The following is a 25,000-nucleotide window of genomic DNA, read 5'->3' on the forward strand; positions in this document are numbered from 1 at the left end:
CAGCCGGTGGCGGCAGGCGATGATGGACAACTACGGCACGCCGCCGTTGGCGCTGGTGTCGGGTTCCGGCGCCGTCGTGGTCGACGAGGCCGGCCGGGAGTACGTCGACCTGCTCGGCGGCATCGCCGTCAACTCTCTCGGGCACGCGCACCCGACGGTGGTGGCGGCCGTGTCGAAGCAGGTCGCCACGCTCGGCCACGTCTCCAACCTGTACGTCTGCGAACCGCCGGTGGCGCTCGCCGAACTGCTGCTGGCCCTCGCCGGCCGGCCGGGCCGGGTGTTCTTCGCCAACTCCGGAGCCGAGGCCAACGAGGCGGCGTTCAAGCTCTCCCGGTGCACCGGCCGCACCGGGGTGGTGGCCACCGTCGGCGGCTTCCACGGGCGGACGATGGGCGCTCTCGCCCTGACCGGTCAGCCGGCCAAGGCCGACCCGTTCCGGCCGCTGCCGGGCGAGGTGACCCATGTCCCCTACGGTGACGTGGCCGCGCTGGCCGCGGCGGTGACCGACGCCACGGCCATGGTGATCCTGGAGCCGATCCAGGGCGAGAACGGTGTGGTCGTCCCGCCCGCCGGCTACCTCGCCGCGGCCCGCCGGATCACCGCCCGGCACGGTGCCCTCCTGGTGCTGGACGAGGTGCAGACCGGCGTCGGCCGGACCGGGCACTGGTTCGCCCATCAGGCCGACGGCGTCGAACCGGATGTGGTGACCCTGGCCAAGGGGCTTGGTGGCGGGTTGCCCATCGGCGCGACGCTCGCCTTCGGCCCGGCCGCCGACCTGCTCGGCCCCGGTTCGCACGGCAGCACCTTCGGCGGCAACCCGGTCAGTTGCGCCGCCGCGCTGGCCGTCATCTCCACGATCGCCAGTGAGGGGTTGCTCGACCACGTCAAGCGGCTCGGTGAGCGGCTGCGTCGGGGGATCGAGGCGCTCGGTCATCCGCTGGTGGCCGGCGTACGCGGTGCGGGGCTGCTGCTCGGCGTCACCCTGACCGCACCGTTGTCCGCCGCGCTCGCCGGGGCGCTGCGCGAGGCCGGCTTCCTGGTCAATCCGATCCAGCCCGACGTGATCCGGCTGGCCCCGCCGTTGATCCTCACCGCCGCTCAGGTCGACGCCTTCCTGGCGGCGCTGCCGGCCGCCCTGGCGGCGTCCACGGGTGTCCCGGATCGGGTTGCCCCGGTCGCGCCGTCCGGCGGTGCGATTCCGGTCGCCCCGGTCGACGGGAGTGCGCCGACCAGTTTCTCGACCAACCCGGTGGCGCCGAGGGAGGCTTCCGCGTGATCCGGCATTTCCTGCGTGACGACGACCTGTCGCCGGCCGAGCAGTCCGCGGTGCTCGACCTGGCCGGCCGGATGAAGGCCGACCGGTTCGCGTTCGCGTCGTTGGCCGGGCCGCGCTCGGTGGCGGTGCTGTTCGACAAGCAGAGCCTGCGCACCCGGATCTCCTTCGACGCCGGCATCGCCGAACTGGGTGGTCACCCGCTGGTGGTGGACACCCAGGTCACCCACTTCGGCCGGGGTGAGTCGCTCGGCGACGCCGGCCGGGTGCTGTCCCGCTACGTGGCCGCGATCGTGCTGCGTACCCATGGCGACGACCGGATCGCGGAGGTCGCCGCCGGAGCCACCGTGCCGGTGGTCAACGCGCTCACCGACGGGTTCCACCCGTGCCAGTTGCTCGCCGACCTGCTCACCATCCGCGAGTGGTTTGGTGGCACGGTGGGGCGGACGCTCGCCTACGTGGGGGACGCGGCGAACAACATGTCCCACTCGTACCTGCTGGCCGGCGCGACCGCCGGCATGCACGTGCGGGTCGCCGGTCCGGCCGGTTTCCACCCGCACGCGGAGGTGGTGGCCCGGGCCGAGGCGATCGCCGCCGGCACCGGCGGTTCGGTCCGGGTGCTCACCGACCCGGTCGCCGCCGTCCGCGACGCCGACGTGGTGGCCACCGACACCTGGACCTCGATGGGACAGGAGGCCGACGGCATGGACCGCAGCACCCCGTTCCTGGCGTACCAGGTCAACAAGGCGCTGCTCGGGCACGCCGCGCCGGAGGCTATCGTGCTGCACTGCCTGCCGGCACACCGCGGCGAGGAGATCACCGACGAGGTGCTCGACGGCCCGCGCAGTGCCGTCTTCGACCAGGCGGAGAACCGGCTGCACGCCCAGAAGGCGCTGCTGACCTTCCTGTTGCAGGAGTCCCGGTGAGCGCGAGGAACGCAGCGCAGCGGAGTCCCGCAGTCGCGAACGGAAGGTTGGCCCGGTGAGCGCGAGGAACACCGCACCGCTGACCCGGGGTGCCCGCCACGCCCGCATCGTCGAGTTGATCCGCGACCGGGCGGTCCGTTCGCAGACCGAGCTGGCCGAGTTGCTCGGCGCGGAGGGCGTCCAGGTCACCCAGGCCACCCTGTCGCGGGACCTGAAGGAGCTGGGCGCGGTCACCGCGCGGGGCGGTGACGGCCGCGCCGTGTACGTGATTCCCGAGGATGGTCACCGGCCGCTGCGCGACGCCGAGGCGGCACCGGCCCGTCTGGTGCGGCTGTTGCGTGAGCTGCTCAACGAGGTCGATTCCAGCGGCAACATCGCGGTCCTGCGTACTCCGCCGGGGGCCGCCCACTACCTGGCCAGCGCGTTGGATCGGGCGGGCCTGTCGGAGGTCGTCGGCACCATCGCCGGCGACGACACCATTTTCGTCGTGGCACGTGCCGCCGACGGTGGCGCCGCGCTCGGTGAACGGCTCGCCAGCTGGGCCCGCCGGGACGACAGTGCCGAAGGGAGCGGTACGCAGTGAGCGAGGTCGTGTCGGACGTGGGTGCCCGGTGGGGAGGCGGCTGATCGTGGGGACCACAATTGACCGGGTGGATGACAAGAGCCTGACCGAGAACAGCGCAGCGGCCAACCGGACGAGCCTGTGGGGAGGGCGGTTCGCCGGTGGCCCGTCGGAGGCCCTGGCCCGCCTGTCGGTCAGCGTGCAGTTCGACTGGCGGCTGGCCCCGTACGACATCGCTGGTTCCCGGGCGCACGCCCGGGTGCTGGCCGGTGCCGGCCTGCTCGACCCGGAGGAGCTGGGTCGCATCCTCGCCGCCCTCGACGACCTGGAGGCGGCCTGCGCCTCGGGCGCGTTCCGTCCCACGGTCGACGACGAGGACGTGCACACCGCTCTGGAGCGTGGCCTGCTGGAACGGCTCGGCAGTCTCGGCGGCAAGCTGCGCGCCGGCCGGTCCCGCAACGACCAGGTCGCCACCGACCTGCGGCTCTATCTGCGCGATCACGCCCGGGGCGTGGCCGCGCGGCTGGTGGAGCTGGCCGAGGCGCTGGTCGAGCAGGCGGGGCGGCACGTGGACACCGCCGCGCCGGGCATGACGCACCTGCAGCACGCCCAGCCGGTCACCTTCGGCCACTGGCTGCTCGCCCACGTGCAGCCGTTGCTGCGGGACCTGGAGCGGCTCCGCGACTGGGACCACCGGGCGGCGGTAAGTCCGCTCGGCGCGGGGGCGCTCGCCGGTTCGGGCCTGCCGCTGGACCCGGTGGCGGTCTCGAAGGAGCTGGGGTTCCGGACGTCCTTCGCCAACTCGATGGACGCGGTCGCCGACCGGGACTTCGTCGCCGAGTTCCTCTTCGTCACCGCGATGATCGGGGTGCACCTGTCCCGCCTCGGTGAGGAGGTGGTGCTCTGGACGTCGCAGGAGTTCGGCTGGGTGGAGCTGGACGACGCCTTCGCCACCGGCTCGTCGATCATGCCGCAGAAGAAGAACGCGGACATCGCCGAGCTGGCCCGGGGCAAGTCGGGTCGGCTGGTCGGCGGGCTGGTCGCGGTGCTGACCATGCTCAAGGGCCTGCCGATGACGTACGACCGGGACATGCAGGAGGACAAGGAGCCGGCTTTCGACGCGGTCGACACCCTGGAACTGCTGCTGCCGGCGCTCGCCGGAATGATCTCCACGATGACGGTACGCGTCGACCGCCTGGTCGCCGCCGCGCCGGTGGGCTTCTCCCTGGCCACCGAGGTGGCCGACTGGCTGGTGCGCAAGGGTGTGCCGTTCCGCGACGCGCACGAGATCACCGGCAAGTTGGTGGCGCTCTGCGCGGCCCGGGACTGTGCCCTCGACGAGGTCTCCGACGCCGACCTGGCCACCGTCAGCGAACACCTCGACCCGGCCGTACGCGACGTGTTGTCGGTCCGCTCGGCGCTGGCCGCCCGCATCACCCCCGGCTCGACGGGCCCCGGCCCGGTAGCCGACCAACTCGCCACCGCCGCCGACCAGCTGACCACCTGGCGCGAGTGGTCCGCCGAGCAGGTCGTCCCCCGCTGACCCGCACCCCTTCGCGATCTCTCGTGCAGTTTCGGGGAAACTGTCGCCGCCAGGCACGCCGAGGCGACAGTTTCCCCGAAACTGCTGCCTCGACGCGCCCGGACTCAGGCGTCGCGGCGGCGGAAGGCGGCCACCGCCCCACTGCCGATGACAACGACCCAACCGAGCAGAACGAGCAGGCCGGTGGCGGGCGTCAGGACCTGTGCCGGGTCGGGAAGGTAGAGCAGGCCACCAGCCCGATCCGGCAGGTAACGAGCGTGCGGGGTGACGGCGTCCAGCAGCGGCGAAACGACCAGCACCAGGCTGAGCGTGACGACGAGAGCGGAGACGACGGCCCGCAGGAGCGCGGCAAGAGCCAGCCCGAGCAACCCGATGAGCGCGAGGTAGACCGCCGCGCCGACGACGTTCCACGGGAGACCGTCGGTGACCACCGGGACGTTCCGCGCGGCCAGCGCGATTCGGGCCGTGAGCAGCCCGACGCCGAGCGCCGCGACGGCGGTTGCGGTAGCCCAGGCCAGGTAGGCGAGGGTCTTGGCGACCGGCACGGCCAGGCGGTCCGGCACGCACCGCAGGGTGGTGTGTATCTGCCCATCGGCGTACTCGGTCCCGACCGCGAGGACGCCGAGCGAGATGGTGCCGGCCTGGAGGTACGGCACCGCCTGGAGGACGACTGCGACCGGCTCGTCCACCCGGGCCGGCGAGGCGGCCAACGCCCCGGTGACGGCGACGGCTGCGCCGATCGTGCCGAAGACCGCCGCCAGCACCGCCGGCAGGCCGGACAGCTTGGCCAACTCCGCGGCGGTGGCACGGGCGCAGGAGCGGATCATGCGTCCCGCCGCAGGAAAACCGCACTGGCCAGCGCGAGCAGCGCTGCCGTCCAGGTGGCCATGACCAGGCCGCCGGTGACCGGGGCGAGCGCGTCGTCGAACGCCAACAGGTCACCGGCGAACATGCTCATGCCCGCGAGATCGGGCAGGAACCGCGCGAGCGGGGTGAGGTGCGACAGCAGCACGGAGACCGAGACGAGGCTGCTGTTCACCACGAGCACGATGATCGGGACGATCCCGTTGCGGGTGAAGACCGTGACCGCGAGGGCGATCAACGCCGTGAGCATCCAGTAGATCCCGGCACCGACGCAGCGGGACAGCACCCCTTCCGGTGCCGGTGGAGCGTCGGTGCCGACTATCCCGCCGGCCAGCGCCAACGAGGCGGGAATCACCACCAGAGCCGCGACCGCGACCAGCAGGACGACGGTGACGACCTTGGCGGCCAGCACACCGAGGCGGTTGGGGATGGCGGTGAGGGTCGTGGTGATCTGCCGACCGCCGCCGATCCGGGCACTGTTCGCGGTGTACTCGCCGGCAACGGCGACGACGCCGAGGACCACCGCGCCGACCGTGCCGATCGGCACCGCGGAGAAGACCGCCTCGACCGGCGAGGTGTAGGCCGTCAGCTCGGTCCGGCCGCTGCGCAGCGCGGCGCGGACACCGACGGCGTTGATCAGAGTGATCGCGACCGGACCGAGCACCGTGACAGCCAGCGCGACAGTGGTCGCCGGCAGCGTCGCCGTCTTGCGAATCTCGGCGACGACCGTGTCGACGAAGGTCATCGCCCACCTGCCGTCGGCCCGGTGAGGGCGAAGAAGGCATCCTCCAGGGTCGGGTAGCCGGCCGTGACGTCTCGGATCGGACCCGCGGCGACGACCCGGCCGTTGGCGATGACGACCAGGTCGTCGGCGATCTCGTCCACCTCCCTCATCAGGTGGCTGGAGAGCAGCACGGTGCCACCGGCGTCCGCGTGCCCGCGCAGCAGAACGCGGATCCAGCGGATGCCCTCCGGATCGAGCCCGTTCACCGGCTCGTCGAGCACGAGTGCACGAGGTTCGCCGAGCAGCGCGGCGGCCAGCCCGAGCCGCTGGCACATGCCGAGTGAGAACCGGCCGACCCTGGTTCCCCCGGCGGCACCGAGCCTGACCTGATCGAGCACCTCGGTCACCCGCCGGATCGGGATGCCGTTGCTGCGCGCCATCCAGGTGAGGTGGTTGCGCGCGGTACGGGAGCGGTGTGCGCCGGAGCCGTCCAGCATCGACCCGACGGTGCGTAGCGGCTGGCGCAGGCGCCGGTACGGTTGGCCGTCGACCAGGGCCGTGCCGGCATCCGCCCGGTCCAGGCCCAACAGGATGCGCAGGGTGGATGACTTGCCCGCACCGTTCGGCCCCAGCAGACCTGTCACCCGGCCCGGTGTGGTCCGGAAGGTGACATCGGTGAGGATCTCGCGGGAGCCGCGCCGCTTGACCAGACGCTCGACTGACAGCATGAGCACCATGTCAGCGCAGCGTGCCGGTCCGCGTCATCGGACCAGAGCCGGGACTTCCGCCAGCCCGCCCACCTCAGGTCGCTCCGACCCAGGTCCGATGTCAGGCCACGGTCCGGGTTCCTAGACTCGCAAGATGGCACCTGACGGGCGACCGACACGGCGGCCCTGGCTGTCCGCCGTCGCCGCCTCGGTGCCGGTGGCTCTGCTCCTCTGCCTGATGACCGCGGGCACCGTGGGTCCGGCCGGGACGCTCCTGTTGACGGTGATCACCACGACCGCCGTCGCGGCGTTGCTCTGGGCGGTGATCGGCGCCCGTCAGCAACGGCGGGTGTACGAGGACCGGCTGACCGCATGGGCGGCTGAGCGGGCCGCGGCGGCGGAACGGTTGCGCATCGCCCGTGAGCTTCACGATCTCGTCTCGCACGGCCTGGGCCTGGTCACCGTGCGTGCCGCCACGGCAGCTCGGGTGACCGGGCCGACCGGTGAGGCCGAACGGGTGAACGCCCTGTCCGACATCGAACAGGTCGGTCGGCAGACCACGGCCGAACTGCGGCGGATGCTCGATGTGCTCCGCGCACCTGGCGCCGAGCCCGCTCCCTTACGACCGCCCGACACACTCGACGCCCTACCGGAGATCGTGCGGTCCACGACCGCCGCCGGGACCGCCGCCACTGTCGAGGTGCGGCGGGTCGGTGAGGTGCCACCCGGCGTGCAGCTCGCCGTGTGCGCGATCGTCCGGGAGGGCCTGAGCAACACGGCCCGGCACGCCGGGCCGACCTGCGTGCACGTCACCGTGGATCGCGACGGCGACGCGATCGTGGTGGAGGTACGGGACACCGGTCCCCGCCCCGGCTGGCGACCCCGCCCCGGTGCCGGCCACGGCCTGGATGGTCTGCGCGAGCGAGTGAGCATGCTCGATGGTGTCTTGCGCGCCGGCCCGGTCGGGCCGGGCTTCCAGCTCACGGCGCGCCTGCCGGCCCGGCGGTCCGGATGACAACCGGATCAGCGGGCCGATCCACAAGCATCCGGGTGCTCGTCGCGGACGACCAGCCGCTCCTGCGGCACAGCCTCGCCCTGCTCATCGACGGCACCCCGGGCCTCACCGTCGTCGGTCAGGCCGCCACCGGACACGAGGCCGTGTCGCTCACCCGGGAACGCCGACCCGACGTCGTCCTGATGGACATTCGGATGCCCGACGGCGACGGCATCGAAGCGACCGGACGCATCGCCGCCGCCACCGACCTGAGCGGTACCAGGGTTCTCGTGCTCAGCATGTTCGCACTCGACGAGTACGTGGCTGCCGCGCTGCGCGCCGGGGCGCACGGCTTCCTGCTCAAGGACGCCCACCCGGACCAACTCGTCGACGCCATCCGACGGACCCACGCGGGCGAGTCCCTCTTCGCGCCCAGCATTCTCACCCGCTTCGTCGCGCACTACCTCGACCGGCCCGGCCCGCCCGAGGTCCGTAAGATCGACAGGCTGACCGGCCGCGAGACCGAGGTGCTGTCTCTCGTGGCCCGCGGCCTGTCCAACGACGAGATCGCCCGGACACTCACCATCTCGATCAAAACCGTCAAGACGCACGTCGGCAACCTGCTCACCAAGCTCGAAGCCCGTGATCGAGCTCAACTCGTCATCGCCGCCTACGAGAACGATCTTGTCGCGCGTCGATCCTCGGAGTAAGTTCCGCCTCCTCCCTGCCGGACGTCGCGGCTTCGGCCCGACCGGATCAGCGGGGGAGTGCCGCTTGCCGGTTGGGCTCCGGGCCGGGTTACCTGGACGGATGGACCATCCCTGGCTTACCGCCCCCGCCGCCGACGTCGCGTGGACCGCGCGGACGCTCCTCGGTGCCGAGGTGGCGGCGAACGGGGTGCGGATCAGGCTGACCGAGGTCGAGGCGTACGCCGGAACCGGTGTGGATCCCGCCTCGCACGCGCATCGCGGGCCAACACCCCGGACCGAGGTCATGTTCGGTCCGGCGGGCTACGCCTACACGTATTTCGTCTTCGGGATGCACTGGTGCCTCAACGTCGTCTGCGGCGATGAGAGAGAGGCGGCAGCGGTCCTGCTCCGCGCCGGCGAGGTGATCGACGGTGTGGACCTGGCCCGCAAGCGGCGTGGCGAGGTGCCCGACCGGGATCTCGCGCGCGGACCGGCACGGCTGGTGGTCGCGCTCGGCGTCGACGCGTCGGCAAACGGCACCAGCGTTGTCGACGGCACCGGGCCGCTGCTGCTGACGCCGCCGACCCACCCGGTCGCGCCATCGGCCGTCTCCGCTGGCCCGCGCGTCGGCGTGGCCGCCGCGCACGACGTGCCCTGGCGCTTCTGGATCACCGGCGACCCGACCGTCAGCCCGTACCGCCGGCACGTGCCACGAAGGCGTCGGCCGTCAGGTCGGTGACCCGTCCTCCTGGGCGGGTGCGGAGCTGGCGGGCAGGCGAGACGGGTTTCTCGGATCTGTCGGCCATCACTGGCGTGGCAACGGCCGGGTCCGCTGGCCCGCCGGCCGAATCTCGAGGCCGATCGTGTGGAACAACGCGGTGTGACGCGACGACGTACCCTGCTGGCACCAGCGAGGCTCTATTGTGGAACGGGGATGTCATGTCTTTCGCCGATGCGGTTCGTTCTGTTCTGTCGCAGTACGCTACCTTCCAGGGCCGGGCTCGTCGCTCCGAGTACTGGTGGTTCTCGTTGTTCCTCCTTCTGGTTGGAATTGCGGCCCGGGTCGTCGACAGTGCGCTGGGCGTCGACTTCGAGGCGTCGGGCGGACCTGTTTCCTTGGTCGTCAATCTGGCACTTCTGCTGCCGTCGCTGGCTGTCTCCGTACGGCGTCTGCACGACCTGGACCGTTCCGGTTGGTGGTTGTTGCTCGCCCTGATCCCGATTGTCGGGTGGATTGTGCTGCTGGTGTTCGCCGTCCAGAACGGTACGCCCGGTCCAAACCGCTTCGGCCCCAGCCCGAAGTCATAGACGAGCATCCGCTCACGAGCCGTGCCACGCGTTGATCCGCCGCATCAGCGTGGATGGGACGGCCGTGACGGGGGACACTGACGCGAGGCGGGCTCGCGGAATAGTTGACTCGTCAAATATGTTGTCGGGGGCGTCGGGCACCACCGCCCGGTCGGACGACACGAGGGAGCGGTCATGCAGTTCGGAGTCTTCACCGTCGGCGACGTCACGGTCGACCCGACGAACGGCCGGGAGCCCACCGAGGCCGAACGGATCAAGGCGATGGTCACCATCGCGTTGAAGGCCGAGGAGGTCGGCCTCGACGTCTTCGCCACCGGCGAGCACCACAACCCGCCGTTCGTGCCCTCGTCGCCCACCACCATGCTGGGCTGGATCGCCGCCCGCACCGAGCGGCTGCTGCTGTCGACCGCGACCACGCTGATCACGACCAACGACCCGGTGAAGATCGCCGAGGACTACGCGATGCTCCAGCACCTCGCCGACGGCCGGGTCGACCTGATGATGGGCCGGGGCAACACCGGGCCGGTCTACCCCTGGTTCGGGCAGGACATTCGCAATGGCATCCCGCTCGCCATCGAGAACTACGACCTGCTGCGCCGGCTGTGGCGCGAGGACGTGGTCGACTGGAAGGGGAAGTTCCGCACCCCGTTGCAGTCGTTCACCTCGACGCCACGCCCGCTCGAGGGCGTACCCCCGTTCGTGTGGCACGGCTCCATCCGCAGCCCGGAGATCGCCGAGCAGGCCGCGTACTACGGCGACGGTTTCTTCGCCAACCACATCTTCTGGCCCGCCGAGCACACCCGGCGGATGGTCGGCCTGTACCGGCAGCGCTTCGAGCACTACGGCCACGGCTCCGCCGACCAGGCGATCGTCGGTCTCGGTGGCCAGGTGTTCATGCGCCGCAACTCCCAGGACGCGGTGCGTGAGTTCCGCCCCTACTTCGACAACGCGCCGGTCTACGGTCACGGCCCCTCGCTTGAGGAGTTCACCGCCCAGACCCCGCTGACCGTGGGTAGCCCGCAGCAGGTCATCGACCGTACGCTCGGCTTCCGCGACTACGTGGGCGACTACCAGCGGCAGTTGTTCCTCGTCGACCACGCCGGGCTGCCGTTGAAGACCGTCCTGGAGCAGCTGGATCTCCTCGGCGAGGAGGTCGTGCCGGTGCTGCGCAAGGAGTTCGAGTCGCTGCGGCCGGCGCACGTGCCGCTGGCGCCGACCCACGCCTCGCTGCTGGCCGCCGCCGGTGGTGGCGGTGACAGCACCGTCCACGCCGTCGACGACGTCACCGGCCGGGCACCGGAGGCCGCCCGATGACCGTGCGTACCCTCGCCGTGGTCTCGGCCGGTCTCAGCCAGCCCTCGTCGACCCGGTTGCTGGCCGACCAGCTCGCCGCGGCCACCCGCGACGAGCTGACCCGGCACGGCGAGCAGGTCGAGCTGCGCCCGGTCGAGCTGCGCGAACACGCCCACGACATCGTCAACCACCTGCTCACCGGCTTTCCGGCGGAACCGCTGCGGCGGGTGCTGGACGAGGTCACCGGCGCCGACGGGCTGATCGCCGTCAGTCCGATCTTCAACGCCTCGTACAACGGGCTGTTCAAGTCGTTCTTCGACCTGGTCGACGCCGACGCGCTCGGCGGCCGTGCCGTCCTGATCGGAGCGACCGGCGGCACCGCACGGCACTCCCTGGCGCTGGAGCACGCGCTGCGTCCGATGTTCACCTACCTGCGGGCGGTGGTGGCGCCGACCGCCGTCTTCGCCGCACCGGAGGACTGGTCCGGCGGGACCGTCGACGGCGCGCTGCGCGCCCGGATCGAGCGCGCCGGCCGGGAACTCGCCGAACTGGTACGGCGCAGCGCCCCGTCCAGCGGACCCACCGACCCGTTCGCCCTCACCACCAGCTTCGACCAACTGCTCCACGGCCGCGACGGCTGATCCCGCCGGCCGGGCCGCCACTTGGCGGCGGCCCGGCCGGCGGGTGGTCACTGCTCCGGCTGGTACGGGTGGGCGATGAGCACCGGGCAACGGGCGTGGTGCACGAGCGTCTGGCTGACCGAGCCGAGCAGCAGCCCGGCGAAGCCACCCCGACCACGGGATCCGGCCACCACGAGCGCCGCGTCCCCGGTCGCCTCGATCAACGCCTGGTCCGCCTTGGGCGCGACGATCAACCGTTCCCGCACGGTCAGCCCCGGGCGGCTACCGCGCGCCGCCGCACCGGCGGTGGCGAGCAGGGCCTCGGCCTCCCCGGTGTCGTCGCCGTCGGCGGCGACGTGCACCAGCACCAGCGTCCCACCGCGCCGGCCGGCCTCCTCGGCGCCGTACCCGACGGCGAGTTCGGCCGACTCCGAACCGTCCACGCCGACCAGCACCGGCCCCTCGGTGGGCAGCGGACGGTCGGGCGGGCGGATCACCAGCACCGGGCAGTGACCGTGCGCGGCGACCTGGGTGCCGACCGAGCCGAGCAGCAGCCCGGCGAAGCCGCCCAGGCCCCGGCTGCCCACCACCACCAGCTCCGCCCGCCGGGACTCCTCGACGAGCGTCGCACCCGGCCCGCCGGCCACCTGACGCACCTCGACCGTCAGCCCCGGCCACCGGTCGACCAGCTCGGCGGCGGTCTGTTCGAGCATCTTGCGGCCGTCCTCCGACGCCGCCGGCACACCCACCTCGTACGGGTTGATCGGCACGCCGTAGCCGAGCGGGTGCAGGTATCCGTGTACCAGGTGCAGCGGGCGGGAACGCCACACCGCCGCCTGTGCCGCGTGCTCCGCGGCCACCAGGCTCGGCGGCGATCCGTCCACCCCCACCACGACAGGTCGGGTCATCGTCACTCCATCGGTCGGTCAGGGTTCATTGTCGACGCCTCCCGCCGCCGGTACGCGTCGACACACCACCGGTCAGGTCCCCTCGACCGTACGCAGCTTCCGGACGATCGCCAGCGGGCAGTGGGCGTGGTGCAGCACGGCGTGGCTGACCGAGCCGAGCAGCAGCCCGCCCAACGCGCCACGTCCCCGCGCGCCGACCACCACCAACTGGGCGGTGCGTGACTCCTCCACCAGCGCCCGACCCGGGGAACCGCGCACCAACCGCCGCCGCACCGGCACCTCCGGATACCGCTCGGACCAGCCGGCCACCGCCTCGGCGAGGACGCGCTCCTCCTCGTCCCGGAAGGCGTCCAGGTCGTAGACCAGGGGCAGGATGTCACCGGGACCGACCGGCGTCGGATAGAGCCAGGCGTGCACCGCGACCAGCTCGGTGCCGCGCCACGCCGCCTCCTCGAAGGCGAACCGGACGGCCTCCTGGGACAGCTCCGAACCGTCGACGCCGACCACCACCGGGCCGTCCGCGCGCGATTCGCCGCGTACCACCAGCACCGGCCCGTCGGCGTGGGCGCTGACCTGGACGGCCACCGAACCGAGCAGCAGCCCGGCGAAGCCGCCCAGGCCCCGGTTGCCGAGGACGACAAGCGCCGCGTCCCGGGCCTCGGCGAGCAGCACGCTGCTCGCCGACCCGTCGACCAGCTCGGCGGTCACCGGCACCTCCGGGGCGATCTTGCCGGCCTCGGCGACGGCGTCGGCGAGGTGCCGCTCGGCCTGGTTGCGTAGCCCACCATCGGCCGGCGCACCCGGCGCGGGGCCCAGCGGCACGCCCATCAACGGCCAGATGAACGCGTGCACGACGCGCAGCGGGCGGTGCCGGTACGCGGCCTCCCGCGCGGCGGCGCGCACCGCGTGCAGGGCGATCTCGGAACCGTCCACGCCCACCACGACGGGGGCACCGGTGTTGCTGGTCATCACATCTCCTTCTCGACTCCGCTGTCAGCCTCGCGTACCGACGGCGTCAGGGTGGACAGATCGGTTGCCGCCGTACGCCGGGTCAGCCGCAGCGCCAGGCCGGGCAGGACGCTCACCGCGGCACAGGCCAGCAGCTCGGTGCCGCCGAGGACCTCGGTGCCGAGCAGCTCCCGCAGCGGTGGCAGCAGCACCCCGGCCACCTGGAGCAGCGCGGAGGCGGCGACCGCGAGCGGCAGCGCCAGGTTGCCCCGCCGCTGTCCGGCCGGTCGTGGCGCGCGGACCGCCAGCGCGACCCCGAGCTGCGCCAGGCCGAGAACGATGAAGATCACCGACTGCCAGGGCCGGTCCCAGTGGGCGGCGAGCACGCCCGCGCCCAGGGTCACCGCCGCGATCAGCGCGCCGCCGACCAGGATCTGCCGGCCCAGCCCCGCGCCGAGCACCGACTCCTGCGGCGAGCGTGGCACCCGGCGCAGGGAGCCCGGCTCGGCCGGTTCGGCGCCCAGCGCCACCCCGGGCACCCCGTGGGTGAGCAGGTTGATCCAGAGGATCTGGGCCGGCAGCAGCGGCACGGGCAGGCCGAACAGCGGCCCGAGCAGCATCACCGCGATCTCGGCCACCCCACCGGAGAGGGCGTAGCGCAGGAACCGGCGGATGTTGTCGTAGATCCGGCGACCCTCACCGATCGCGGCGGTCACCGTGGACAGGTCGTCGTCGACCAGCACCAGGTCGGCCGCCTGCCGGGCCACCTCGGTACCGCCACCCATCGCCACCCCGATGTCGGCCCGGCGCAACGCCGGCGCGTCGTTGACGCCGTCGCCGGTCATCGCCACCACATGACCCCGGGACTGCAACCCGGCGATGATGTCGAGCTTCTGCTCCGGCTGCGTACGCGCGTACACCCGGGTCGCCGGTGGTGCCGCGGCGGGATCACCGTCGTCACCGCGTACCACCGGGTCGCCCTCGCTCCACAGCCCCAGCTGACCGGCGATGGCCGCCGCGGTGGCCGGATGGTCGCCGGTGACCAGCACCAGCCGCACGCCGGCGTCGGCGAAACCGTCGGCGATGTCCGGCGCCGCGGCGCGCAGCGGATCGCCGACCGCGACCAGACCCAGCGGGCGCAACCCCTCGGGACGCGCGGGGTCGGCCGGCGCGGTGTCCAGCACGGCGGCGGCCAACGCCAGCACCCGCAGCCCGGCACCGGCCAGCCGGTGCGCGGCGGCGGTCAGGGCGGCCAACTCGTCGGCGTCGGCGTCGAGCAGCGGCGCGGTGAGCACGTTCTCCGGGGCGCCCTTGCACACCACCAGGTAGCGACGGTCGCAGGAGCGGTGCACCGTGGTCATGCGGCGTAGCTGCTGGTCGAAGGGGTGCTCGGCGACCCGGGGCCAGGCGTTGCGGATGGTCTGCGGATCCAGGCCGCAGCGGGCCGCGAAGGCCACCAGGGCCGCCTCCAGCGGATCGCCCACCGCACCCCAGCGGGGTCGCTGCTCGGTCGGCGGGGCGAGGGTCGCGTCGTTGCAGAGCAGCCCGGCCCGGGCCAGCCGACGCAGCTCGTCCGGCACCGCCACCGGCGCGCCGTCGCGGTGCACCGTGCCGTGCGGGGCGTACCCGCTGCCGGTGACCCCGAACACGGCACCGTCGCCGGTGACCGCCGACTGCACGGCCATCCGTCCCTCGGTCAGGGTGCCGGTCTTGTCCGAGGCGATCACGGTGACCGAGCCGAGCGTCTCCACCGCGTGCAGCCGGCGGGGGATCGCCCGGGCCGCCGCCATCCGACGTGCCCCCAGCGCCAGCGCCAGCGTCACCACCGCCGGCAGCGACTCCGGCACCGCGGCGACCACCAGGCTCACCGCGGTGACCGCCATGTCCACCAGGGGACGACCGCTGAACACGCCGACGGCGAAGACCAGCCCGGACAACACCACGGCGACGACGCCGAGGATCCGGCCGAGCGAGGCGAGCCGGCGCTGCAACGGGGTCGCCGTCGGCCGGGTGCTGGCCGCCAGGGTGGCGATCCGGCCCAGCGCACTCGTCGCGCCGGTGCGCACCACCGTGCCGACGGCCCGACCGGTGGTCACCACCGTGCCGGCGCTGGCCTCCTCGCCCGCCGCCCGGGACACCGGCACCGACTCGCCGGTCAACGCCGACTCGTCCAGGTGCAGCCGGCTCGCGTCGTGCAGCAGCAGGTCGGCCGGGACCACGTCGCCGGCCTCGACCCGGACCAGGTCGCCCCGGACCAGCTCGGTGGCGGGCAGCACCGCGTCCCGGCCGTCCCGCACCACCCGGGCGGTCGGCGCGGCGAGCTGGTCGAGCGCGGCGATGGCCCGGTCGGCGCGTACCTCCTGCACCACCCCGATCGCCGTGTTCACGGCGACCACGAGCAGGATCACCACGGTGTCGGGGTAGTCCCGCAGCACCGTGGTGACCACGGCGGCGGCCAGCAGCAGGGCGACCAGGGGATCGGAGAGCTGGTGCAGGACCCGCGTCGCCAGATGCCGGCGGGGCGGTGTCGCGGCGGCGTTGGGGCCGTCCGCCTGTAGCCGCCGGGCGGCCTCGGTCGAGCTGAGCCCGGTGGCGGGTGCCGTCACGACGATGCTCTCCCCGCGTACGCCACCGTCCGCGACCTGGACCTGTCCGGTCACCGTCCGCTCCGCCCTGTGCGTCGGGCGCACCCCGACGGCCCGCCCCTTCGACACCAGCCTCGCCGAGGCCGGCGCCGCCCGGCAGGGGCGATCCGCCCGCGCGCCCCGGGACCAACGGCCCTGCCAGCCCGTCCCACCGTGGTGTCGGTGATGCCGCGCGCAGCTGGCCCGTCGGGCCCGTACCGACTGCCGCCCGAGCGACATCGGTCATGATCCGAGCAGCATCCGTGCTGCTGCTGCCTCCGTCCGGTCCGAGGCAGCAGCAGCACCGAAAGTGCTCGCCGTGGCGTACCCGCCCGACGCTGCGGCTCAGCGTTCGGCGACCAGGCGGCGGGCCCGCAACAGGCGGGCCCACCAGGGGCGGGCAGCCCGGGGAGCCGGAGCGCGTACCCCCCGGAAGCTGACCCAGCCGCCCGGGCCCATGGTCAACCGCGCGACCGCGGGTGGCCTGCGCCGACCCAGCACCGTCACCCCGGCGGTGACCAGCCCGACGGCCAGCACCCCGGCGGTGGCGACCAGCAGTCGATCCGGGTCGGGCAGCGGCCGGTACCGCACGCGTCCGGCGGTCGCGACGAACACGCCGACCGGGCGTCCGTCGCGGGTCACCGGCACCAGAGCGGCCGGCGGCGTGCCGGGCAACTCCAGCACCGGCCCGACCGACAGCGGCGGTGCCGGCTGCTGCGCCGTTTCCGGGGCCGGTCGGGGCTGGGCCAGCGGCACCGACCCGGTGGCATTGAAGATGGCGGTCATCTCAGGCACCTCCTATCGGGCGTCGGAGCCGACGCAGTCCGGCGTCACCGCGGCCCGGCCGGCGGCCAGGCGGGCGATCGGCACCCGGTACGGCGAGCAGGAGACGTAGTCGAGTCCGGCCTCGGCGAAGAACTCCACCGACTCCGGGTCACCGCCGTGCTCGCCGCAGACCCCGACCGTCAGCCCGGGTCGCGCCGCGCGGCCCTCGGCCACCGCCAGGCGGACCAGCCGGCCCACCCCGGCGACGTCGACGGTCTCGAACGGTGACGCCTCGACGATGCCCCGCTCCAGGTAGTCACCGAGGAACGAGCCCTCCCCGTCGTCGCGGGAGAACGCCCACGTGGTCTGGGTCAGGTCGTTGGTGCCCAGGGAGAAGAACTCCGCCTCGCCCGCGATCGCCCCGGCGGTCAGCGCCGCGCGCGGCGTCTCGACCATCGTGCCGACCGGGATCGGCGGCGCACCCGGCACGGTGGCCAGCACGTCGGCCACCTCGGCCCGCACCGCCGCCAGCTCGTGCACGTCGACGACCAGCGGCACCATGATCTCCGGGCGCGGGTCGCCGCCCTCGGCCACCCGCCGCGCCGCCGCCTCCGCCACGGCCCGGACCTGCATCGCGAACAGGCCCGGCACCACCAGACCCAGGCGGACCCCGCGCAGGCCCAGCATCGGGTTGCTCTCCTGCATCCGGCGGACGGCGGCCAGCAGCACCGCGTCGCGACCCGGCTGCTGCCCGAGCGCCTCCGCCCGGGCCACCCGCGCGGCCAGTTCGGGCAACGGGGGGAGGAACTCGTGCAACGGCGGGTCGAGCAGCCGGATGGTCACCGGCAGGCCGTCCATCTCCGCGAGGATCGCGACGAAGTCCTCCCGCTGCAACGGCAGCAGCTCCGCCAGCGCGGCGTGGACCTCGTCCAGCCCGTCGGCCAGGATCAACCGCTCCACCAGGGCCCGGCGGGCACCGAGGAACATGTGCTCGGTCCGACACAGCCCGACCCCGTCCGCGCCGAGCGCCCGCGCCCGCGACGCGTCGGCGGGAGTGTCGGCGTTGGCGCGTACGCCGAGCCGGCGCACCGAGTCCGCGTGCCGCAGCAGCCGGTCCACCGCCGAGACCAGCCGGTCGGACTGCGGCGCCAGTTCACCGGCGAGGTAGCGGGTCACCGGGGAGGGCCGCACCGGCACCTCGCCGAGATAGATCCGCCCGGTGGTGCCGTCGATGGAGACTAGGTCACCGGCCCGGACCGTGGTGTCGCCGACCCGGAACTCGCCGCGCTCCGGGTCGATCTGCAGCGCCTCCGCGCCGCAGACGCAGGTACGCCCCATGCCCCGGGCGACCACGGCGGCGTGCGAGGTCTTGCCGCCCCGGGCGGTGAGGATCCCGGCGGCGGCGATCATGCCGGGCAGGTCGTCGGGGTTGGTCTCCCGGCGGACCAGGATCACCGGCCCGTCCGCCGCGGTCGCGGCGGCGTTGTCGAAGACCACCCGGCCGGCGGCGGCCCCGGGGGAGGCACCCACGCCCGTGGCGAGCGGCTCGGGCGTGGCCTGCGGGTCGAAGGTGGGGAACATCAGCTGGGCCAGTTGCGCCCCGCTGACCCGGGTCAACGCCTCGTCCCAGCTGATCAGACCCTCGTCGGCCAGTTGGGCGGCGATCACGAACGCCGCCGCCGCGGTGCGCTTGCCGACCCGGGTCTGCAGCATCCACAACCGGCCCCGTTCGATGGTGAACTCCACGTCGCACAGGTCCCGGTAGTGCCGTTCCAGCGTCGTCATGATCCCGGTCAGCCGCCGGTAGCTGGCCGGGTCGAGCCGCGACAGCTCGTCCAGCCCGACCGTGTTGCGGACTCCGGCCACCACGTCCTCGCCCTGGGCGTCGGACAGGTAGTCGCCGTACACGCCGGGCGCGCCGGTGGCCGGATCGCGGGTGAACGCCACCCCGGTACCCGAGTCCGGGCCCAGGTTGCCGAAGACCATCGCCATCACGTTGACCGCCGTGCCCAGGTCGTCGGAGATGTGCTCGCGGCGTCGGTAGAGCACCGCCCGGGAGGCGTTCCACGACTCGAAGACCGCCCGGATCGCCAGGTACAGCTGCTCGTGCGGGGCCTGGGGGAACTCGTGACCGACCCGGTCGGCGAACACCTTCTTGTACGTCTCGACCAGGCCGTGCAACTGCTCCGCGGTCGGGCCGTCCGGCCCGGCGGTGGCCCGCAACGCGTCCAGTTCCCGGTCGAACTCCTCGGCCGGCACGCCGTGCACCGTCCGACCGAACATCTGGATCAGCCGTCGGTACGAGTCCCAGGCGAACCGCTCGTCGCCGCTGATCCGGGCCAGCCCGGTCACGGTGGCGTCGTTGAGCCCGATGTCCAGGATCGTCTCCATCATCCCGGGCATCGAGTAGCGCCCGCCGGAACGGACGGCCAGCAGCAGCGGTTCGGCCGGGTCGCCGAGCCGCCGGCCCAGCCGCACCTCGACCTCCCGCAGATGAGCGTTCACCTCGTCGAACAGTCCGTCGGGCACCGCCTTGTCGGCGAGGTACGCCCGGCAGGCGTCCGTGCTGACGGTGAATCCGGGCGGCACCGGCAGCCCGAGCCGGGTCATCTCGGCGAGGTTGGCGCCCTTGCCGCCGAGCAGGTCGGCCATCTCTCGGCCACCCTCGATGAAGTCGTACACGTACCTGGTCATGACCCGGCCTCCACTTCGCCGTCGATGCCTCTGCCTCGTTGGTAGCAACGCCGCATCCCGCGGGGGCAGGGCCGAAAGCCGATCCGAACCGGGCCGGTGGTCCCCACCCGCAACGCGTATGGTCGGCCGGTGACCGATGACCTGCGGCTACGCCCGGTACGCGAGGACGACCTGGTGGAGTTCTTCGTCCACCAGCTCGACCCGGAGGCCAACCGGATGGCCGCCTTCGGCGCCGAGGATCCGACGGACCGGCGGGCGTTCGCCGCGCACTGGGTCCGCATCCTCACCGGCCCGGAGAACCTGGCCCGCACGGTGACCGTCGACGGCACCGTGGTCGGTCACGTGCTGGCCTTCCCGGTCGGCGACGAGTTCGAGGTCAGCTACTGGATCGACCGGGCGCACTGGGGCCGTGGGTACGCCACCCGGGCCCTGACCGCGCTGCTGCGGGACGTCACCCGCCGGCCACTGTTCGCGCGAACGGCCACCGACAACGCCGCGTCGCTGGCGGTGCTTCGCCGCTGCGGCTTCGTCGTCCGGGGGACCGAGCGGGCGTACGCCCCGGGCCGCGGCCACGAGATCGACGAGTACGTCCTGGAACTGCCGCCGTCAACCGGCACCGACCCGGCGTGATCCGCCCCCTGAAACCGGGGCTGACCAGGGCGGCGACTACCCTCGCGGGGTGAACTGGCTGGAACTGGTCGGCTGGGCCGGCTCCGCGTTGCTGGTCTGGTCGCTGCTGCAGACGCGCATCCTGCGGCTGCGCGCCCTGAACCTGGTCGGCTGTGCCGTCCTGATCGGCTACAACGCCACGATCCGGGTGTGGCCCATGGTCGGGCTGAACGTGGTGCTGGCCGTGATCAACATCTGGTACCTGCGGCGGCTGCTCACCACCCGCCACGACGAGCAGACCTACCAGGTGGTGGAGGTGGGTGCCGACGACGCGTTCCTGGCCCACACGCTGCGGGTGCACGCCGCCGACATCGCCCGGTTCAACCCGGGTTTCCGTCCCGACCGCCCGGTCGGTCGGTCGGCCTTCCTGGTGGTACGCGCCGACGAGGTCGTCGGTGTGGTACTGGTCCGCGACGTCGGCGACGGGGTGGCCCAGGTCGACCTGGACTACGTCACTCCGCCGTTTCGTGACTTCACCCCCGGCGAGTTCGTCTACCGGCGCAGCAGCCTGTTCACCGACCGTGGGTTCCGCCAGGTGCTGAGCCCACCGGGCATGATCGCCCCGTACTACCACCGCCTCGGGTTCCGCCGCGCGGGGGAGTCGTACGTGCTGGACCTGCCGGCGCCGGCGCTGCCGCAGGGCTGAGCGCGCGCCCCGGCCCCACCTGGTGATGATTCACCGCCGGAGCGAGTGGGCATAGGCTCCGCTACGCCGGCGGGGCCGCCACCGGCGGCGCCACGGGGCGCGGTCCAGCGAGGGAGAACCAGGCGTGCAGAGCTACTGGAGCCAGCTGGCCCTGGTCGCGGTCCTGATCGTGGTGAACGCGATCTTCGCCGGCAGTGAGCTGGCGCTGGTGTCGCTGCGCGACAGCCAGGTCCAGCGACTGGAACGCAGCGGACGCACGGGTCGGGTGCTGGCCCGGCTGGCCCGCGACCCGAACCGCTTCCTGGCCACCATCCAGATCGGCATCACGCTTGCCGGGTTCCTCGCCTCGGCGGCCGCCGCGGTGTCGCTGGCCCAGCCGCTGGTTCCGCTGCTGGACGGCGTCTTCGGCCGGGCCGCCGGCCCGATCTCCGTGGTGCTCGTCACGCTGGTGCTGACCTTCATCACCCTGGTCTTCGGTGAGCTGGCCCCGAAACGGATCGCCATGCAGGTTCCGGAGCGGTGGGCGCTGCTCGTCGCCCGCCCGCTGGATCTGCTCGCCGGCTTCACCCGGCCGGTCGTCTGGGTGCTCGGCGCCACCAGCGACCTGGTGGTACGGCTGGTCGGCCTGGACCCCAAGCCCGAGCGGGACGAGATCAGCCCGGACGAGCTGCGGGACATCGTGGCCGGCCACCACGGCTTCACCAAGGAGCAGCAGACCATCATCGCCGGCGCGGTGGAGATCGCCGAGCGCAGGCTGCGGGCGGTGCTGGTGCCGCGGCTGCGGGTCTTCTGCCTGGACAGCGGCACCACCGCGGAGGCCGCCCGACTCGTGCTGGCCGCCTCCGGGCACTCCCGCGCGCCGGTGGTACGCCACGGCGGCCTGGACGACTCGGTGGGCGTCATCCACCTGCGGGACCTGGTCGGCGTCGGTGACGATCAGCCGGTCGACGAGTACGCCCGTCCGCCGCTGCTGCTGCCGGACTCGGTGCCGGTGGTCGACGCGCTGCGCCGGTTCAAGGCCGAACGCCAGCACATGGCCCTGGTCGTCGACGAGCGCGGCGCCGTCGAGGGCATCGTCACCCTGGAGGACATCCTCGAGGAGATCGTCGGGGAGATCTACGACGAGACCGACCGGGATGTCGGTGCGGTCCGCACCGACGACGACGGGGCGCTGCTGCTGCCGGGCACCTTCCCCGTCCACGACCTGCCCGACATCGGCGTGGAGCTGCCCGGACGGCCGGACGGCGACTACACCACCGTGGCCGGGCTGCTGCTGGCCGGTCTCGGCCGGATCCCGCACGCCGGGGAGCAGCTCACCGTCGACGGCTGGCGGCTGGAGGTGACGCTCGCCGACGACCGCGCGGTCTCCGGTGTCCGGCTGCGCCGGACGGCGACGGGACCCGCGGACCCGGACGCTGCCGAGACGACCGGACAGGCGGCGGACGAACCCGACGCGCAGCCGGACGCGGCAGGGCCGTCGGTCGACTCCCCGTCGGTGCTGGACCGCACCCGGCACTGAGCACCGTGCGAACGGGTCCGACCGCGCGGGCCGCCGACGTAGCCACGCACAGCCGGCTCAGGCAGGCTCCGGGCCAGCGTCGCGCGGCCGACCCGGATCGGGCGGACCAGGCAGCGGCGGGTCCAAGCGCACCCGGTGCACCGGCACCTGCCAGGTGCTCCGAGCGAGCAGTCGGGCCAGCGCGCGGATCGCCCAGGGACCGGACGGGTGCCGTTGCGGACCGATCAGCCGTCCACTCAACCGGCCGTACCAGTGCCGGGTGACGACCAGGTCGGTCAGCCGCAGCGGGCCGTCGGCGGGGCCACGCAGCACGAGGTCCACCACCCGACCCAGGCGCCGGCCCTGAGGGTCGTACGCGGTACGCCCCAACAGGTCACCCGCTCGCACGGTGCGCCCCCGGAATCCGATCGATCACGTGCCGGCGCAACCACTGCTCCACCGGCGAGGTGGGCAGTTCGTCGGCCCGCACCCGCAGCCACACCGCACTGTCGACCCGTTCGACGAGCGCGTACGGGATGCGTAGCGGCGCCATCGGCCGGTCCGTGACGAATCGCTCGGCGGTCAGCACCAGCATCCGGCCGAGGCGACCGCCCACCCGCTGGCCGAGCGCACCCGGCCCGCTGAGCAACGACCGCAGGTACGGCACCCCGTCCGCGTCGAGCGCGAACTCCACGTCGTCGACCTTGCCGATCAGCCGCCCGTCCCGGTCGACCAGTTGCCGGTCGAGCAGCTCCTGGCTGACCTGGATCCTCACTGGCCCATCCTCGTACCGATCGCCAGCGGCACGGCGACGATCGAGGCCGCGAGGATGACCAGCAACAGCACCGCGCCCAGCAGGTTGAGAGCACGGCCGTTGACCCGGTCACCGAGGTAGGTGCGGTCGTTGGCGACCACCAGGATCGGCAGGTAGGTCAGCGGCAACGCCACCGCGCTGATGATCAGCATGTACTCGGTGAGGGCCACCGGATCGACCGTGGTGAGCAGCGCGAGCACCCCGAGCAGCACGCTGACCAGCAGCACCGTGTGGAAGCGGGCCGCCTCGTGCGGGCTCACCCGTTTGCCCCACTGCCAGCCGAAGTACTGCGCGGCCGCGTACGCGGCGGACAGACCGGTCTCCAACGCGGCGCCGAAGGTGACCGCGAAGAACGCCAGCGCGGCCACGGCCAGGCCGACCGAGCCGAAGGCCAGCACCACCGGATGGGCGACCTGGTCGAGACCGTCCACCGACAGGCCGGCGGGGCGCAGCACCACCGTCGCCGTGGCCATCAGGGACAGCGCGAGGAAGCCGCCGACCGGAAAGCCGACGAGCACGCTGAAGCGGGCGTCGGCCAGGTCGGTGGCGCTCCACCGTTCCTCGACCCCACCGGAGGAGAAGAAGAAGACCTCGTACGGGCTGACCGTCGAGGCGAACAGCGCGACCGCGACGAACCAGTACGCCCCCCATCCCTGACCCGAGTCGCCAGGTGTCACCGCACCGCGCCCGAGCGCCGCCCAGTCGGTCGGCAGCCAGAACAGGGCGACGGCGAACACCACCAGGGCGAGCCCGGCCAGCCCGAAGACCCGTTCCATCACCGGGAACCTCATCCGCCAAAGCACCAGCCAGACCGCGATCCCGGCGACCGGCACCCAGAGCAGGTACGGCACGCCGGTGGCAAGCCGCAACGCCAGCGCCACCCCACCCAGTTCGGCGGCCAGCGTGATCACCGTGACCAGGTACGACGCCACCAGGTTGAGCAGCGCCATCCGCGCGCCGAGCCGCTCCCGGACCAGGTCGAACACCGCCCGCCCGGTCACCGCCGCGATCCGTCCGGCCATTTCCGCGTACGCGCAGATGGCGACGACCCCGAGCAGCAGCACCCAGGTGTGCGCCATGCCGAAGCGGGCACCGGCCTGGCCGGCGGCGACCAGGTCGCCGATGTCGACGAAGCCGCCGACCGCGGACAGGATGCCGAGCGTGGCGGCGAGAAGCTTCCTCACGTCGGCGGTACGGGCTCGGTCATCGACGCGACGATAACGCCACCAAAGCCGCCAGCTACCCGAAACCGCCCTCAGCGCTGCTCAGGCACGGCGGTGACGATGAGCGGCGGTCGGGCAGCGCGCAGTGTCCTGTCGACGGTGTGCGGCCGGCTCGGCGACCCGACCGCCCTGGTCGGGGCGCGGCTCCGGTCAGTCCGTGGCCGGGTAGAGGTTCTGGAGGCGGACCTGGCCACGGGCGACCAGCCGCCCGTCCGCGTCCGTGATCTCCACCTGCCACAGTTGCTGGCTGCGCCCCCGGTGCACCGGGGTGCCGACCGCGACCAACTCACCCTCGCCCACGGCCCGCAGGAAGTCGGTCTGGTTGGACACGCCGACCACCCGCCCGCGCTCACCCAGCCAGACACCGGCGCCCAGGCTCGCCGCCGTCTCCACCACCGAGCAGTGGACCCCGCCGTGCAGGATGCCGTACGGCTGGTGCAACTCCGGGCGAACCCGCCAGCGAATCGTGACCCGGTCCCCGCTGATCTCGTCCAACTCCAGTCCGAGCAGGGCGAAGAAGCCACCCGACATCGTCGACACGTCCACGGACACCTCCATGATCTTGGACTGGTCAGCCTAGTGCCGGTGCCTGTCGCCGGAACCCGGTAGGGCCGGACCGGGCTGATGGGGGACAATCGGTGATCGTGACCGACAGCACCCTCCCGCCGGCCCGGCGGGACTCCCTGACCGATGACCTGCGCTGGCGGG

The 25,000-nt window shown here is 73.0% G+C and carries 26 protein-coding genes (1 of these 26 cut by a window edge); 14 read left to right on the forward strand and 12 right to left on the reverse strand.

The window, feature by feature from the left end; translation table 11 throughout:
- From O7605_RS00385 to argH, 4 genes are all read left to right on the forward strand, one after another.
- A partial coding sequence (locus O7605_RS00385) for an acetylornithine transaminase (protein ID WP_269737387.1) occupies nt 1-1,276 on the forward strand: 1,276 nt, incomplete at its 5' end.
- Nucleotides 1,273-2,199, forward strand: a complete 927-nt coding sequence (gene argF, locus O7605_RS00390) for an ornithine carbamoyltransferase (protein ID WP_269737352.1) — start codon at nt 1,273-1,275, stop codon at nt 2,197-2,199. The genes O7605_RS00385 and argF, both read left to right, overlap by 4 nt.
- Before the next feature lie 55 nt (nt 2,200-2,254).
- Nucleotides 2,255-2,782, forward strand: a complete 528-nt coding sequence (locus O7605_RS00395) for an arginine repressor (RefSeq protein ID WP_269737353.1) — start codon at nt 2,255-2,257, stop codon at nt 2,780-2,782.
- A gap of 58 nt (nt 2,783-2,840) precedes the next feature.
- Nucleotides 2,841-4,304 carry an argininosuccinate lyase gene (argH, locus tag O7605_RS00400; protein WP_269737371.1) on the forward strand — a complete coding sequence of 488 codons (1,464 nt, stop codon included), beginning with the start codon at nt 2,841-2,843 and terminating at the stop codon, nt 4,302-4,304.
- A 104-nt stretch (nt 4,305-4,408) separates the two neighbouring features.
- Here argH and O7605_RS00405 read toward each other — a convergent pair whose 3' ends face one another.
- Genes O7605_RS00405 through O7605_RS00415 form a run of 3 tightly spaced genes read right to left on the reverse strand, consistent with a single transcriptional unit; the run spans nt 4,409 to nt 6,629 of the window.
- Nucleotides 4,409-5,131 (reverse strand): hypothetical protein, encoded by a 723-nt coding sequence (locus O7605_RS00405; protein ID WP_269737354.1) that lies wholly within the window; start codon nt 5,129-5,131, stop codon nt 4,409-4,411.
- Entirely contained in the window at nt 5,128-5,913 is a 786-nt protein-coding gene (locus O7605_RS00410; RefSeq protein ID WP_269737355.1) for a hypothetical protein, read from the reverse strand. The genes O7605_RS00405 and O7605_RS00410 overlap by 4 nt, the downstream gene beginning before the upstream one ends.
- Nucleotides 5,910-6,629, reverse strand: a complete 720-nt coding sequence (locus O7605_RS00415; RefSeq protein WP_269737356.1) for an ABC transporter ATP-binding protein — start codon at nt 6,627-6,629, stop codon at nt 5,910-5,912. The genes O7605_RS00410 and O7605_RS00415 overlap by 4 nt, the downstream gene beginning before the upstream one ends.
- Before the next feature lie 124 nt (nt 6,630-6,753).
- Here O7605_RS00415 and O7605_RS00420 point away from each other — a divergent pair, with 124 nt between their 5' ends.
- From O7605_RS00420 to O7605_RS00445, 6 genes are all read left to right on the forward strand, one after another.
- Nucleotides 6,754-7,614, forward strand: coding sequence for a sensor histidine kinase (locus O7605_RS00420; RefSeq protein ID WP_269737357.1), 861 nt, complete (start codon nt 6,754-6,756; stop codon nt 7,612-7,614).
- Complete coding sequence (locus O7605_RS00425) at nt 7,611-8,303, forward strand: response regulator (protein WP_269737358.1); 693 nt, start codon at nt 7,611-7,613, stop codon at nt 8,301-8,303. The genes O7605_RS00420 and O7605_RS00425 overlap by 4 nt, the downstream gene beginning before the upstream one ends.
- Before the next feature lie 100 nt (nt 8,304-8,403).
- Complete coding sequence (locus O7605_RS00430; RefSeq protein ID WP_269737359.1) at nt 8,404-9,021, forward strand: DNA-3-methyladenine glycosylase; 618 nt, start codon at nt 8,404-8,406, stop codon at nt 9,019-9,021.
- A gap of 200 nt (nt 9,022-9,221) precedes the next feature.
- Nucleotides 9,222-9,590, forward strand: a complete 369-nt coding sequence (locus O7605_RS00435) for a DUF805 domain-containing protein (protein ID WP_269737360.1) — start codon at nt 9,222-9,224, stop codon at nt 9,588-9,590.
- Between the two features lie 174 nt (nt 9,591-9,764).
- Entirely contained in the window at nt 9,765-10,904 is a 1,140-nt protein-coding gene (locus tag O7605_RS00440) for an LLM class flavin-dependent oxidoreductase (RefSeq protein WP_269737361.1), read from the forward strand.
- Nucleotides 10,901-11,524, forward strand: a complete 624-nt coding sequence (locus O7605_RS00445) for an FMN reductase (protein WP_269737362.1) — start codon at nt 10,901-10,903, stop codon at nt 11,522-11,524. Before O7605_RS00440 ends, O7605_RS00445 begins: the two co-directional genes overlap by 4 nt.
- A gap of 47 nt (nt 11,525-11,571) precedes the next feature.
- On the opposite strand, the gene O7605_RS00450 is transcribed toward O7605_RS00445, so the two are convergent.
- The 5 genes from O7605_RS00450 to ppdK all read right to left on the reverse strand — a co-directional run bounded on the left by O7605_RS00450 (nt 11,572) and on the right by ppdK (nt 19,442).
- Nucleotides 11,572-12,417, reverse strand: a complete 846-nt coding sequence (locus O7605_RS00450) for a universal stress protein (protein ID WP_269737363.1) — start codon at nt 12,415-12,417, stop codon at nt 11,572-11,574.
- A gap of 66 nt (nt 12,418-12,483) precedes the next feature.
- Nucleotides 12,484-13,380 (reverse strand): universal stress protein, encoded by an 897-nt coding sequence (locus tag O7605_RS00455; RefSeq protein ID WP_269737364.1) that lies wholly within the window; start codon nt 13,378-13,380, stop codon nt 12,484-12,486.
- Nucleotides 13,380-16,019 (reverse strand): cation-translocating P-type ATPase, encoded by a 2,640-nt coding sequence (locus O7605_RS00460; RefSeq protein WP_269737365.1) that lies wholly within the window; start codon nt 16,017-16,019, stop codon nt 13,380-13,382. Before O7605_RS00460 ends, O7605_RS00455 begins: the two co-directional genes overlap by 1 nt.
- A gap of 309 nt (nt 16,020-16,328) precedes the next feature.
- Nucleotides 16,329-16,769: a hypothetical protein gene (locus O7605_RS00465; RefSeq protein WP_269737366.1), complete on the reverse strand. Its 441-nt coding sequence runs from the start codon at nt 16,767-16,769 to the stop codon at nt 16,329-16,331.
- 12 nt (nt 16,770-16,781) lie between these two features.
- On the reverse strand, nt 16,782-19,442 hold the full coding sequence (gene ppdK / locus O7605_RS00470) for a pyruvate, phosphate dikinase (RefSeq protein WP_269737367.1): 2,661 nt from the start codon (nt 19,440-19,442) through the stop codon (nt 16,782-16,784).
- A 129-nt stretch (nt 19,443-19,571) separates the two neighbouring features.
- Between ppdK and O7605_RS00475 the strand changes: the two genes are divergently transcribed.
- The 3 genes from O7605_RS00475 (at nt 19,572) to O7605_RS00485 (ending at nt 22,276) form a co-directional block, all read left to right on the forward strand.
- Entirely contained in the window at nt 19,572-20,072 is a 501-nt protein-coding gene (locus O7605_RS00475; RefSeq protein WP_269737368.1) for a GNAT family N-acetyltransferase, read from the forward strand.
- Between the two features lie 49 nt (nt 20,073-20,121).
- Nucleotides 20,122-20,757 carry a hypothetical protein gene (locus tag O7605_RS00480; protein WP_269737369.1) on the forward strand — a complete coding sequence of 212 codons (636 nt, stop codon included), beginning with the start codon at nt 20,122-20,124 and terminating at the stop codon, nt 20,755-20,757.
- A 124-nt stretch (nt 20,758-20,881) separates the two neighbouring features.
- The gene (locus tag O7605_RS00485; protein WP_269737388.1) at nt 20,882-22,276 is read left to right on the forward strand and encodes a hemolysin family protein; all 1,395 of its coding nucleotides are present in this window, start codon (nt 20,882-20,884) and stop codon (nt 22,274-22,276) included.
- 57 nt (nt 22,277-22,333) lie between these two features.
- On the opposite strand, the gene O7605_RS00490 is transcribed toward O7605_RS00485, so the two are convergent.
- From O7605_RS00490 to O7605_RS00505, 4 genes are all read right to left on the reverse strand, one after another.
- Entirely contained in the window at nt 22,334-22,663 is a 330-nt protein-coding gene (locus tag O7605_RS00490) for a PRC-barrel domain-containing protein (RefSeq protein ID WP_269737389.1), read from the reverse strand.
- Entirely contained in the window at nt 22,650-23,030 is a 381-nt protein-coding gene (locus tag O7605_RS00495; protein WP_269737390.1) for a hypothetical protein, read from the reverse strand. The genes O7605_RS00490 and O7605_RS00495 overlap by 14 nt, the downstream gene beginning before the upstream one ends.
- Nucleotides 23,027-24,253 carry an NRAMP family divalent metal transporter gene (locus tag O7605_RS00500; protein ID WP_269737391.1) on the reverse strand — a complete coding sequence of 409 codons (1,227 nt, stop codon included), beginning with the start codon at nt 24,251-24,253 and terminating at the stop codon, nt 23,027-23,029. The genes O7605_RS00495 and O7605_RS00500 overlap by 4 nt, the downstream gene beginning before the upstream one ends.
- Nucleotides 24,254-24,442: 189 nt before the next feature.
- Nucleotides 24,443-24,823: a PaaI family thioesterase gene (locus O7605_RS00505; RefSeq protein ID WP_281583303.1), complete on the reverse strand. Its 381-nt coding sequence runs from the start codon at nt 24,821-24,823 to the stop codon at nt 24,443-24,445.
- A gap of 107 nt (nt 24,824-24,930) precedes the next feature.
- Between O7605_RS00505 and tyrS the strand changes: the two genes are divergently transcribed.
- Nucleotides 24,931-25,000, forward strand: partial view of a tyrosine--tRNA ligase gene (gene tyrS / locus O7605_RS00510; protein ID WP_443083851.1) — the 5' portion only. 1,223 nt of this gene lie beyond the right edge of the window; only the first 70 of its 1,293 coding nucleotides appear in the window; the start codon lies at nt 24,931-24,933; the stop codon falls past the right edge of the window.

Origin of the sequence: Verrucosispora sp. WMMA2121 (assembly GCF_027460185.1) — a bacterium.
In the GTDB taxonomy this organism is placed as follows: Bacteria; Actinomycetota; Actinomycetes; order Mycobacteriales; family Micromonosporaceae; genus Micromonospora; species Micromonospora palythoicola.